At 36.7% G+C, this 12,112-nt stretch carries 10 protein-coding genes, 1 tRNA gene and 1 other RNA gene; 9 read left to right on the top strand and 3 right to left on the bottom strand.

Going from position 1 to position 12,112, the window contains the following annotated elements:
* Nucleotides 1-4: 4 nt before the first annotated feature.
* From rnpB to rodA, 7 genes are all read left to right on the top strand, one after another.
* Nucleotides 5-350, top strand: an RNA gene (gene rnpB, locus JO40_RS12955) — RNase P RNA component class A.
* 15 nt (nt 351-365) lie between these two features.
* Nucleotides 366-1,301 (top strand): tetratricopeptide repeat protein, encoded by a 936-nt coding sequence (locus tag JO40_RS11685; RefSeq protein WP_044979483.1) that lies wholly within the window; start codon nt 366-368, stop codon nt 1,299-1,301.
* Nucleotides 1,302-1,317: 16 nt separating this feature from the next.
* Nucleotides 1,318-2,352 carry a rod shape-determining protein gene (locus tag JO40_RS11680; protein WP_044979482.1) on the top strand — a complete coding sequence of 345 codons (1,035 nt, stop codon included), beginning with the start codon at nt 1,318-1,320 and terminating at the stop codon, nt 2,350-2,352.
* 6 nt (nt 2,353-2,358) lie between these two features.
* Nucleotides 2,359-3,222 carry a rod shape-determining protein MreC gene (mreC, locus tag JO40_RS11675; RefSeq protein WP_044979481.1) on the top strand — a complete coding sequence of 288 codons (864 nt, stop codon included), beginning with the start codon at nt 2,359-2,361 and terminating at the stop codon, nt 3,220-3,222.
* A 4-nt stretch (nt 3,223-3,226) separates the two neighbouring features.
* Entirely contained in the window at nt 3,227-3,736 is a 510-nt protein-coding gene (gene mreD, locus JO40_RS11670) for a rod shape-determining protein MreD (RefSeq protein WP_044979480.1), read from the top strand.
* The gene (gene mrdA / locus JO40_RS11665) at nt 3,733-5,586 is read left to right on the top strand and encodes a penicillin-binding protein 2 (protein ID WP_044979479.1); all 1,854 of its coding nucleotides are present in this window, start codon (nt 3,733-3,735) and stop codon (nt 5,584-5,586) included. The genes mreD and mrdA overlap by 4 nt, the downstream gene beginning before the upstream one ends.
* Nucleotides 5,583-6,884, top strand: a complete 1,302-nt coding sequence (rodA, locus tag JO40_RS11660) for a rod shape-determining protein RodA (RefSeq protein ID WP_044979478.1) — start codon at nt 5,583-5,585, stop codon at nt 6,882-6,884. Before mrdA ends, rodA begins: the two co-directional genes overlap by 4 nt.
* A 54-nt stretch (nt 6,885-6,938) precedes the next feature.
* Here the strand turns inward: rodA and JO40_RS11655 are convergent.
* Nucleotides 6,939-7,011, bottom strand: a tRNA-Met gene (locus JO40_RS11655).
* Between the two features lie 75 nt (nt 7,012-7,086).
* Nucleotides 7,087-8,082 carry a phosphate/phosphite/phosphonate ABC transporter substrate-binding protein gene (locus JO40_RS11650; protein WP_044979477.1) on the bottom strand — a complete coding sequence of 332 codons (996 nt, stop codon included), beginning with the start codon at nt 8,080-8,082 and terminating at the stop codon, nt 7,087-7,089.
* 114 nt (nt 8,083-8,196) lie between these two features.
* On the opposite strand from JO40_RS11650, the gene JO40_RS11645 reads away from it, so the two are divergent.
* Entirely contained in the window at nt 8,197-9,252 is a 1,056-nt protein-coding gene (locus JO40_RS11645) for an aldose epimerase family protein (RefSeq protein ID WP_044979476.1), read from the top strand.
* On the opposite strand, the gene JO40_RS13985 is transcribed toward JO40_RS11645, so the two are convergent.
* Nucleotides 9,249-10,610 (bottom strand): hypothetical protein, encoded by a 1,362-nt coding sequence (locus JO40_RS13985; protein WP_420832877.1) that lies wholly within the window; start codon nt 10,608-10,610, stop codon nt 9,249-9,251. The two genes, JO40_RS11645 and JO40_RS13985, sit on opposite strands and share 4 nt — an antisense overlap.
* A 189-nt stretch (nt 10,611-10,799) precedes the next feature.
* Here JO40_RS13985 and JO40_RS11635 point away from each other — a divergent pair, with 189 nt between their 5' ends.
* Nucleotides 10,800-12,104, top strand: coding sequence for an NCS2 family permease (locus JO40_RS11635; protein ID WP_044979474.1), 1,305 nt, complete (start codon nt 10,800-10,802; stop codon nt 12,102-12,104).
* The last annotated feature ends 8 nt before the right edge of the window (nt 12,105-12,112 follow it).

Here is a 12,112-nt window from a genome sequence, read left to right as displayed (position 1 = left end):
TTTTGGGATTAAGGGAACCGCTGCGTTTGCAGAGGAAAGTCCGGACTCCTTCGGAAACGATGCCGGCTAACGGCCGGGGGGCGGAAATAAAAGTTTTCGTCTACAGATAGTGCAACAGAAAGTAAACCGCCGCATTTTTAGGTAAGGGTGAAAGGGCGAGGTAAGAGCTCACCGCGTTTTAGGTAACGGAAACGGCAATGTAAACCTCATCGGGAGCAAGGTTAAGCAGTAAAGAATCTCCGATTCTTAATTTACGGGTTAACCGCAATAAAAGTCTGTTGTAAAGCAGGCTTAAGAAAGATGGTTCCGTCTGTTTTACAGAAACAGAATCCGGCTTATTAATCCCTTTTTTAAGGTATTATAACATGGAATTTGGAAGAGATAGGCATAATAAAAATTTCTCAATAAAAAAAAGAAGAACTAAGAAATTCTTTATAGTTCTTCTTATATTTTTGTGTTTGTCTACGGCTTCCTTCCTTTTATATGATTATATAAAAAATTATAAGGGGCTTCCTTCTATGAAGGAAATTTATGCCGATTGGTCCGAAAAAAACTATGAAAATGTATATCAAAAAACCGAAGTTATTTTAAAAAAGAGGGCATATGACGGTGAAGCCTTAGCCTTGAGAGGTTTTGCCTCTTATTATATTTTTGCCGAGCAAACCGACTTTTCTTTAAGTTATTCTTATCTAAATGATTCTATTTTGAATTTGAGGCAGGCCTTGTATCGTGTGTCAAAATCTCAGCAAGCTAAGATTGCTTATGTTTTGGGGAAGGCTTATTATCAAAAGGGTTATTATTATGCAGACCTTGCATTAAAGTATTTGGATATGGCATATAATTCCGGAGAGAAATTTAAAGATTTGTCCGAGTTTAGAGGAATGGCGGCTTCTGTTTTGGGAGAACCGGAAAGAGCCATAGATGCTTTTTCTGAAGCCCTTTCAGATAACCCTTCGGATTTACTTTTTTTCGCTCTTGCAGAAAATTATATCAAAGTTTCGGATCAGCAAAATGCTAAGTTATATTTATTTGAGACAATCGATAAAACAAAGGATACACTTTTAGAGTTAAAATGCCGATACTTATTAGGTAGTTTACTTCTTGATGAAGGCAAAATAGAAGATGCATTACAAGAATTCAATACAATCCTCGAAAAGGATATGACCTCTGCCGATGCTCACTACGGTTTGGGTGTTATATATGAACTTCAGGGTGATATGATAAAGGCACGTGCAGAATGGCGCAGGGCATTAAAATTTGATCCGCTTCATGTAAAGACACGGGCTAAGCTAAATTTATAAATATTTGGGGGATGAAATGGGCTTTTTTAAAAGATTTTCAACAGATATAGGAATAGATTTGGGTACCTGCAATACTATTATCTATGTGAATGGAAAGGGTATCGTGGTAAATGAACCCTCTGTTGTTGCCGTCGAAAGGGGGACGAAGAGAGTGGTTGCCGTCGGTTCCGAGGCTAAAAGAATGCTTTGGAAAACTCCGGGAAACATTGTTGCGATTAGGCCTTTAAAGGACGGAGTTATTGCGGATATGGACACTACCGAAAAGATGATCCGCTACTTTGTTTCTAAAATTTTGCCGAGACACCGTTTGATAAAACCCAGAATGGTCATCGGCATTCCCAGCTGTATTACGGATGTTGAAAGCAAGGCTGTTTATGAAAGTGCTATGAAGGCAGGGGCCGGAGATGTTAAGGTTTTAGAAGAATCTTTAGTTGCAGCCATCGGTGCAAATATTCCTATCCACGAGCCTGCCGGAAATATGGTTTGCGATATCGGAGGCGGAACTACAGAGGTTTCGGTTATTTCTCTTTGCGGTATGGTCGTAACGAATGCAATCCGAGTAGGAGGCGACGAGTTTGATCAAGCCATTATTAAGCATGTCCGTTCCGTTGATAACCTCATCATTGGGGAGCAAACAGCCGAAAGAGTAAAGATAAGCATAGGCAATGCTTCTCCTGAAAAAACAATAGAAAAGGTCGAAATTAAGGGTACCGATGCTATTACAGGACTTCCCCGCCGATTGGAAATAGATTCTGTCGAAGTCAGAGAAGCTCTAAAAGAGCCTGTTACACAAATAGTCGAAGAAATTAAAAGAACCTTAGCTCAAACTCCTCCTGAACTTACGGCAGATATTGTTGAACGGGGTATTGTAATGACGGGTGGCGGTTCCTTGTTAAAGGGATTGCCTAAACTTATAGCAAAAGAAGCACGCGTTCCTGTAATCTTGGCCGAAAATCCTATGGACTGTGTTGCAATAGGTGCCGGCAGGTATTACGAAGTATTTAGAGATATGACTATTGACCGCAGCCTCTATGATAGTTTAAATAATTAAGAGCTCATGAAGAAAAAACTTTCGTTTAAACTGAATCTTGAAGTTTTTCTTTTAATTTTATTTCTTCTCATGTCATCGGTTTTTATGGCCTTTTCCGGAGGATCTTTCATTTTGGATTTTAAGAGCTTGGCTTTTTCGGTAAGTGCGGGAACGGAGAAGGCTGTATACAATGTTTCTTCCTTTGTGGGGGAAAGTGTTGCTTCCGTAAGAGAATTATGGGATCTAAAAGCAAAATATAATGAGCTTACAAAACAACTTGAAAAGTACGAGCTTCTGGAGCGTTCCAACGCCGATATAAAAAGAGAGAATAATGAACTACGTACCCTTCTAAAATTTACGGATACCATCCAAATTGCAAATATTCCAGCAGAGATAATAGGATATGATCCTAATGCTCTTTATTCGGGGATGATTATTAACAGAGGGGTAAAGCATGGTGTCAGAAAAGACATGCCTGTTATTGCTTTTCAAAACGGAAATATGGCCCTTGTAGGAAAAATTTTGCAGGTAGGAAGGGGGTCATCTATGATTATTCCTATCTATGACTATCAGTGTCATGTTGCTGCGAAAGTAGACCTTGTAAATCATCGCGGTGTTGTAAGCGGACAAGGTTCAGAGGACTCTCCCCTAGTTATGAAGTACATAAAGAAGAGGGCTGGAGATGACATTAAGATCGGGGATAAAATAATTACTTCGGGTTTTGATGATTCTTCGATTTTTCCAAAAAATATTCCCATAGGATTTGTTTCTAACATTAAAACACATGATTATGAAACCTCGCTTGAACTATATGTAAAGCCTATAATAGATTTCTCCTGTTTGGAATATGTTTTTGTGCTTGATACTTCAAAAATAGAAAAGGAGTTTTAATAAATTGAAAAAAGTTATTTTGTGGACTTCTTTAAGTGTTTTTTTTATAACCTTGCTTCAAACGGCTATTTTTTCTCATATATCTTTTTTTACGGTTTTACCTGATTTTGTTTTGTTGATCGTTATTTATATTGCAATTTCAAACGGAGCTCTTACAGGTTTGATTTGCGGATTTATTGCCGGCCTCTTGGCCGATTTTCTCTCGGCAGCTCCCATAGGCTTACATTCCTTTATTTTTACTTTAACAGGGTACATTGTAGGAAAATTTTACGGTCTTTATAATTTAAATAAGGTAATTTTCCCTTGCATTTTAGGAGGTTTAGGCTTTGTATTTAAAGTTTTACTTCTATTTATTTTAAAGATACTCTTTGGGCAAAATATTCATACATACAATATCTTTTCTCTTAATTTTGCTATAGAGTCGGCAGTAAACATTTTCTTTTCTCCTCTGGTATTTTTATTTTTTAATCTTTTTCCTCAGGCCTTTATATCAAAGGAGTATGGTTCAATATGAAAGATAACGACGACAGTTTAAATTCAAGACTTAGGTTATTTTCGATTTTTGTATTTTTTATTTTAATTGCTTATTCTTATAAATTGTTTTCAATGCAGATTATTCATGGAGATCAATTTAAGAGGAAATCTCAAAATATTTCAAAACGGACGGCTGTTATACCTGCTCAGCGGGGGGAAATTTTTGATAGGGAAGCAAATACGCCGATGGTTTTAAATATCGATTCCTTTGCTGTTGATATTGTTCCGGGCGAAGTTCCGCGTCAGGAGTTTGATACCGTAATAAACAGATTAAGCTCAATATTAAAAATTCCCGTTTCTGAAATAGAAAAAAAATTACCGGCAAGTGTCAGAAGGGATTTTAGATCTATAGAAGTAAAATCTAATGTAGATTATTCTACGGTTGTACAAATTGCAGAAAATATAGATTCTCTTCCGGGCGTTTCATGGCATTCAAAGCCTGTTAGAAACTATGTAGATACCCGTTCTTTTTCTCACATAATAGGATATGTCGGAGATATTACTGCAGACGAATTGACTAGATTTTATAACAAGGGCTATACTTCAAGCAGTATAATCGGTAAGGCCGGGATTGAAAAACAATATGATGAAATTTTACGGGGCACCGATGGGGTGGAATTCCGGACTGTAGATGCTAAAGGTAAATACATAGAAAACACTACGGTTGTAACGCCTCCTAAAATGGGAAATAACCTTGTTCTTACGATCGACAAAAGAATTCAAAAACTTGCCGAAGATGCCTTGGGTCCTAGAATAGGGGCAGCTGTGGTATTAAAGCCTACAACAGGCGAGGTTTTGGCAATGGTTTCCTATCCTTTTTTTGACCAAAATATATTCGGTAAGGAAAATGCCGGCTCCCTTGTAGCAGAACTGCTTAAAGATACAAATAAACCTCTTTTAAACCGGGTCGTGGATGCCTCTTATCCTCCTGCCTCTACGTTTAAGGTTATAATGAACACGGCTATATTGAATGAAAAAGCTTTTCCTCCTGAAACGACGGTTACTTGTTTAGGTGAAATTGAATACGGAAACCGAGTCTTCCGCTGCCATATAAGAAAACCGGGTCATGGAAAGTTAGCCTTAAATGAGGCTCTGGCAAAATCTTGCGATGTTTATTATTGGACGGTTTGCCGTGATTATCTGGGTGTTGAAAAGATTGTTGACTATGCAAAGCGGTTCGGCCTAGGTCAATCTACTGGAATAGATTTACCCAGTCAATCCGAAGGCTTTGTTCCTTATCCTAAATGGAAGGAACGCCGTTATCATGAAAAATGGCTTAACGGGGATACAATGAATATGTCTATAGGCCAAGGCTTTACTCTTGCTTCTCCTCTCCAAATAGCAAATATGGCTTGTATGGTGATAAACAACGGAATAATTTATAAGCCTCATCTTTTAAAAGAAATAAGGGATCCTTCAAGCGGCGAGGTAATAAAAACAATTGAGCCTGAAATTCTGCACAAAGAAAATATAAGTAAGGAAGTTTTTGAACAGGTTAGGCAGGCTATGAATCTTGTTACAATACAGGGAGAAGCAAGATATCCTATGAAAAATCCTATGTTTCGCTTTGCAGGCAAGACCGGAACGGCTGAAGTTGGTTTACAGGATAGGTGGCATTCGTGGATGGTAGCTTATGGTCCTTATGATGCACCTCCTAAAGATATGGTTGTTGTCTGTGTTATTGTTGAGGCTGCAAACGAGTGGGAGTGGTGGGCTCCTTATGCTGCCAATATAATATTGCATGGAACACTTGCAAATCAAAACTATGATGAAACTATAGACTATTTGGGATTTAAGCATCTTCCTGCGGTTACAAGGAGGAGCGAATGAATATACGTAAAATTACAAATTTCGATTATTTATTATTTTTAGCCGTTGTTCTTTTGTCATTTATAGGTATACTTTTTATTTATTCTTCAGGCGTAAATTCTTCAGGAGAGCTTGTTTCTAAAGAGTACAATAAACAGATTTTATGGGTTTGTACCGGTATTGTTCTTCTTTTACTTTCTTGTATTTATGATTATAGAAAGATAAAGGATAGAACCTTTTTAATTTATTTGTTGGGAATGCTTTTGCTTCTTTACACCGGTATCTTCGGAACGGTCAGGCATAATGCAAGGAGTTGGATAGGTTTAAAGAATCTTGGTATTCAGCCCTCAGAATTTATAAAACTTATTTTTATTCTTTTTTTAGCTTATTACTTGGAAAAGTCGCAAAATGAAGAACCTCTGAAGCGGTTTATAAAGGCTATGGTTATAATGATTGTACCTGTTGCCCTTATTTTAAAACAGCCTGACCTTGGAACAGCAAGCGTATATATTCCGATTTTTTTGATAATGTGCTTTATTGCAGGTATTCCCTTGAGGTTTATTTTATATGTATTCTTCTTAGGAATTTTGACTATTGTTTTTACTCTTATGCCTCTTTGGGAAGAAGTAATTTTAAAAACAAGCAATGTTATGACAACCTTGTTAAAACGTTCACAAATATCGCTTATTATACTTTTTGCGATGAGCATCTCAACCGTTATTGCTATTATAGGGAATCTTTTATTAAAAAGAAGATATTATTATTGGATTGCCTATGTTCTTTCGCTTGTTACCATAGCATTTGCAGGTTCCATAGTAGGGGTTAGGGCTTTAAAAGAATATCAGATGATGCGTTTAATTATTTTTTTAGATCCGGAAGTAGATCCTTTAAAACACGGCTGGAATATAATTCAGTCAATTACAGCTATAGGTTCGGGCGGCTTAACGGGACGAGGTTACCTTATGGGCACTCAAAGCCATTACCGTTATTTACCTGAACAAAGTACGGACTTTATATTTAGTATTTTATCTGAAGAATGGGGCCTTTTAGGCGGCCTTTTTGTTTTTTTTCTTTACAGTATAGTTTTTTTTAGATTTTTTCTTTCGATTAAGCGTTGTGATGACCTTTTTGGAAAGTTGATTGTTTCGGGTATTTTGGCAATGTTCTTTTTCCATTTTTTTGTAAATGTAGGCATGGTAATGGGTATAATGCCTATTACCGGAATACCCCTCCTGTTCTTATCCTATGGCGGTTCTTCCCTTTGGACGGCTATGATTTCCGTTGGAGTTGTTATCGGAATAAACTTGCGTCAATTGTGATTAAAACGGCTAACCACAAAAAAAGGCACTCATTTGAGTGCCTTTAAAAAAGGTTAGCAGGGAGAGGACTCGAACCTCCGACCTCCGGGTTATGAGCCCGACGAGCTGCCAACTGCTCTACCCTGCGATGTGGGGAGGAGTATAGCATATAAGCAGCGTTATGTCAAGACTTTTTACAAACTTTGTCAAAATTTTTACAAACTTATTTTGTCAAATTTCTTATTTTGTCATACCAATCATCCGTAGTTTTAACAAGTTTTGTTTTTTCGGTGTATTTTGGGTACATTCCTTTTTTATCTGATCCGTTTATTTTAAAAATACCTGGATTATTTGCCGTTTTTTCGGAGGTAAGGGCTTCCTGTATTTTGTTCTGTTCGTCGGGGGAAAGGGTCTTTGTGTTCATGACTATTGGGGCGTTTAAAACCGGAATAGATTGTATAATCGTAATTTCGCTTCCCGGAAATTTTCCGAAGGGTTCGACAGCTCCTTCTACAACCTTGTAAGAGGCTCCTGTCTGGTAGGCTTCTCCTGAAATCAAATCATAGACTCCGATTGTTTGAGGAATTGCAAAAGCTGCAGCATCCGCATCTTTTCTAAAAAGATTAACCTGTGAGCCTTGATGGGAACCGGCAAACAAAACCTTAGAAAAAACCGAGGTGTCATAAATAAGCTCATCGGTACTGTTTAATCCGAATTTTTTTACCAGCAGATTTGCAGGAATCACAAAGCCCGATGTCGAACTTGTAGAAACAAATGAAAGACTTTTTCCTTTTAAGCGGTTCAAGTCATAACTGTTTCCATCTTTATATTGGGTTGCATCTTCCGTTCTTACTGCTATAAAACTATAGTACAAAGCATCTTCCAATGTACCGCTAGGCCCTGAATTTGTTACTGCAGGTACAATGGCCGGATTTCTTTTATGGGCATTTATATAGCCCTCCGCACCTATGTAGGCCATATCTGCATTTCCGGATATAATTGCTTCTAAGGCTATGTTATAATCCGTTGTAGTTTTGATTTCTACGGGGCGGCCTACAGCTTCGCTTATTATTTCCATAAAAGCTTGACGCGCATCCTTCATGGCATCGCTTGATTCATTCGGTAAAAATACCATGGTAACCGGCTTTTGTGTTTCGTTTTTAGTACAACCTAAAAGGAGGCATAAAGCTGCCAAAAATAATATAATTTTGTATTTCATAAAATTCTCCGCACCGCATTCTATCATATAATACAATAATGTGCTATACTTATAAGGTATCTGTAAAAACTTCAGTTTTTAGAGGTTCCCTATAATAATCTTTGGGAGGACGATATGAAGATAACAACTACCGAATTCGGAATATTTTCAAACGGAAATAAGGCCTTATTATTTACGATTTTTAACGGCAAAATGATGCTCTGTTGTACTAATTACGGATGCTGTATTACAGGAATCCTTTTGCCGTCAAAAAACGGCGGTTTTGATGATGTAGTTTTAGGATATTCAAGTTTTATCGGCTATATAAATAATTTTCCGCATTTCGGATCTTTTATAGGCCGATATGCAGGAAGAATTTCAAATGCGGAATTTGCTTTAGGAAATCAGCAATATCTTTTAACACCTAATGACGGCGGCAAACACTGTCTTCATGGAGGTTATCCGTTTTATGATAAAATGCAGTATGAAGCGAAAACCTTTAAAAATAAGCAAGAAGCCGGTGTTGTTTTTTTGCGTACCTCTCCCGATGGAGAGCAGGGGTTTCCCGGAAATTTAAAAATTGAAGTAAGCTATTCTCTTACGCCTGATAATGAGGTTATTATAAGATATAAGGCCGTCTCCGATAAAACAACACCGGTTAATTTTACCAATCACAGCTATTTTAACTTAAATCCTGCCGGAATGCAGTCCAACGGTTCCTATGTTTCGGTATTAAACCATGAGGTTCAAATATTTTCAGAGCAATATCTTGAAACCAATCAAGAGCTTATTCCGACGGGTAAATTTTTAAATGTAGAAAATACCGGCTATGACTTTAGAAAGCCCAGACTTTTGAGCGAGGGCGTGCAAAAAATAGGCGGTGGTTTTGATAACAGCTGGGTTATAAAAAAAGAAGTCAGTGACCATAAAACCTTGGCGGCGATAGTAAAAGAACCGGTTACCAAGAGGACATTAACAGTTTACTCAACTCAACCTGCTCTTGTAATGTACACAGGAGGTTTTCTTGACAATGAATTGGGTAAAAACGGAGACGTGTACAATAAATTTGCAGGGCTTTGCCTTGAAAGTCAAGCCTTTCCCGATTCGGTGCATCAGCCTGATTTCCCTAATACTGTAATTAAACCTGGCGAAGTTTATGAACATGAGACTCTTTGGCACTTTGCATTTTAAAAACTTATTTTATATGCAAGGCTTCCTTTTATAAAAGGCTTAGCAGTTTCCAATATTATTTCGCCCTTAAAAGAGTTTGATGTCCGTCTTGTTTTTTTCCTAAACTCTGCCTGAGCGGAAAAGTCGAAAACGCCTTTTTCCCAAACTATATATGGTTTTTTATTCTTTTTTACTATTTTATTTTTTTGCATAAAAGATGCTGAAAAATTTAGATCGAAAATTTTATTAAATTTTATTTTAATGTCCGATGAAAAAGAATAGTTTTTTACTATAAACGGATTTTGAGATTTTTCTTCTAACTCTGCATTTCCTTTTATTGAAAAGATAGTATTAAGAAAAAGTTTGGCAGGAATTTTCACTTGTCCTTTAAGATCCCATGATAAATCATTATAATAAACTTCTCCGGTAAATTTAAATTTTGTAAAGCTAAGACCTAAGCCCATTCCTCCTGAATGGAAATTTTGAAACAATTTTTTCTTTTCAAAATATTTTCTTAAAAAATTATAAGAGAAGCCCAGATCCAAAACATCAACTGAAATTTTAGGCTGAAAGAAAGTTTTTAAAGTTCCGTCATTTTCAAACATAATTCCTGCATTAGCCGCAAAATACTCGCTTTGAAAATTGTATTCAGCCTTACCTAAAAAATCTAAACCGTATTTACCTGTTCCCGATCTTTTTCCATAAGGAATTTTTATTCCTATTGCCGATAAAAGCATAGAAGATACCGTACCCTTTTCGGCTAATATAAATTCTCCAGAATAAAACTGATCATAATTGGGTGCTTTTAAATTAAATTGAGAGTAGGCGGAATTCGTTAAAGAAGAAAAAAGGCTCATATTGAGCAATATATTTTCATTTTCTTTTTTATAAGCCGTACAAAATGAAATGTCCGGCCATAGCTCTTTCGGCTTTTGTTCTAAAAAAAATGCTAAATTAAAATTTTTTATTGCAAATTCGGTACCTAGACTTGCATCGAATTTCGATTTTGAGATTCCTATCAGGTATTTAGGGGAAAGACTTATTCCTGTATAAAAGGGCTTTTTTTCGAAATTCTCCTTAAAAAGCATCCGGTTTAAAAAACTTGATTTTGTAATGCCTCCATAAAGAAATGAGAGGGCAGGATAAAGTTTTTTCTTTTCCATGTACAGAAGAGGTGTAAATTTTAAGCTAAAACCTTGCGGTATAAGAGCAAATTTAGGCCGGTGTTCCCTAGTCTTTGCTGCCGTATAGACCTCAAAAAAAGGATTTTTTGCTTCTGCTTTCAGTTCATAATTAAGGTTAAAATCAATACTCTGTGTAAAAGAGAAAGCCGATTTTTGCACAGGTATTTCCGCATATATAAAGGTATTGCATACCATTATAAGGATTGAACAAGTCTTAAGAAATTTGATAAAAATATTTTTTGTTTTCATACTAATATATAGTTTTTTTTGTATTAAAGACTAATTTTTTTAATTATAAATTTGATTTTTATTTAAAATTATCTTATTTGTTATTGCTGTAAATAAAAAATTGTGTTAAAATGCGCCAAGGAGAATTTCTTAATTATGGAAAGATTTTTTAAACTTAAAGAGCACAACACTACTGTGCGTACCGAGGTTATTGCGGGTATTACTACCTTTTTGGCGATGGCCTATATTTTGGCCGTAAATCCGGGAATTTTAAGTGAAGCCGGAATGGAGCGAGGTGCCGTTTTTACTGCGACCGCTCTATCTGCCGCTATTGCAACTCTTGCTATGGGCTTTTTAGCTAACCTGCCTGTCGCTCTTGCTTCAGGAATGGGATTAAACGCCTTTTTTACATATAGCGTTGTTATAGGTTTAGGTTATTCCCCGGCTACTGCACTGACGGCCGTTTTTTTAGAAGGTATTCTTTTTATTTTACTTTCAGTTGTAAATGTACGTGAAGCTATTGTAAAGTCCATACCGAACAATCTTAAAAAAGCTGTTGCCGCAGGTATAGGTATTTTTATTACCTTTATTGCTCTTCAAAATTCGGGCATAATTGTTGATAATCCCAGTACTCTCTTAGGGTTAGGTGAATTTACTTGGGGGTCTCCGGCTGTTTTAGCACTGATAGGTTTAATTATAACCTGTGCCCTTTTTATTTTAAGAGTTCCCGGAGCAATTTTAATAGGTATCTTAATTACAACTATTATAGGTATTCCCTTAAAAATTACGGTTCCTTTCGGTGGTTGGAAAGAATGGTCTCCGATAAGCCTTCCTTCCGCTCCTTCCGTATTGAATTTTGATTTTTCAAATGTTCTTTCCTTTAAGTTCTTTATTGTATTCGTTTCATTCCTTTTTGTCGATATTTTTGATACGGTCGGAACACTGGTAGGAGTTGCAACTCAGGCAAAACTTGTAGATAAAGACGGAAATATTCCAAAAATTAAGCAAGCCTTTTTATCGGATGCTATAGGAACCGTGGTGGGTGCCGTACTCGGAACCTCAACAGTAACAAGTTATGTAGAAAGTACAGCCGGTGTTGCAGCCGGGGGCAAAACCGGTTTAACCTCTGTCGTTACTGCCCTTATGTTTATAGCTGCCTTGCTGTTTTCTCCGATTTTCTTACTGATTCCTTCTGCTGCCACAGCCCCTGCTTTGATAATAGTAGGGTTTTTGATGATGGCTCAAGCCGGAGAAATAAACTATAAGGATCCTACTGAGGGCATTCCTGCATTCTTGACTATGATTATGATGCCCTTTACCTACAGTGTTGCCGAGGGTATTGTATACGGAGTTTTGTCCTATGTTATATTAAAATGTATTAAAGGAAAATTTAAAGAAATTCCGGTAGTTACATGGATACTTTTTGTTATCTTTATGTTAAGATTTTTTGTTAAATTTTAATACTTATT

The organism is Treponema putidum (assembly GCF_000755145.1).
Taxonomy (GTDB): domain Bacteria; phylum Spirochaetota; class Spirochaetia; order Treponematales; family Treponemataceae; genus Treponema_B; species Treponema_B putidum.
This window is presented reverse-complemented; position numbering and strand designations above follow the sequence as displayed.

Excerpts from the sequence above, each read along its gene's own strand:
- mreC (WP_044979481.1), top strand. The coding sequence starts at position 2,359 with ATGAAGAAAAAACTTTCGTTTAAACTGAATCTTGAAGTTTTTCTTTTA.
- JO40_RS11645 (WP_044979476.1), top strand. The coding sequence starts at position 8,197 with ATGAAGATAACAACTACCGAATTCGGAATATTTTCAAACGGAAATAAG.
- JO40_RS11680 (WP_044979482.1), top strand. The coding sequence starts at position 1,318 with ATGGGCTTTTTTAAAAGATTTTCAACAGATATAGGAATAGATTTGGGT.
- rodA (WP_044979478.1), top strand. The coding sequence starts at position 5,583 with ATGAATATACGTAAAATTACAAATTTCGATTATTTATTATTTTTAGCC.
- mrdA (WP_044979479.1), top strand. The coding sequence starts at position 3,733 with ATGAAAGATAACGACGACAGTTTAAATTCAAGACTTAGGTTATTTTCG.
- JO40_RS11650 (WP_044979477.1), bottom strand. The coding sequence starts at position 8,082 with ATGAAATACAAAATTATATTATTTTTGGCAGCTTTATGCCTCCTTTTA.
- JO40_RS13985 (WP_420832877.1), bottom strand. The coding sequence starts at position 10,610 with ATGGTATGCAATACCTTTATATATGCGGAAATACCTGTGCAAAAATCG.
- JO40_RS11685 (WP_044979483.1), top strand. The coding sequence starts at position 366 with ATGGAATTTGGAAGAGATAGGCATAATAAAAATTTCTCAATAAAAAAA.
- JO40_RS11635 (WP_044979474.1), top strand. The coding sequence starts at position 10,800 with ATGGAAAGATTTTTTAAACTTAAAGAGCACAACACTACTGTGCGTACC.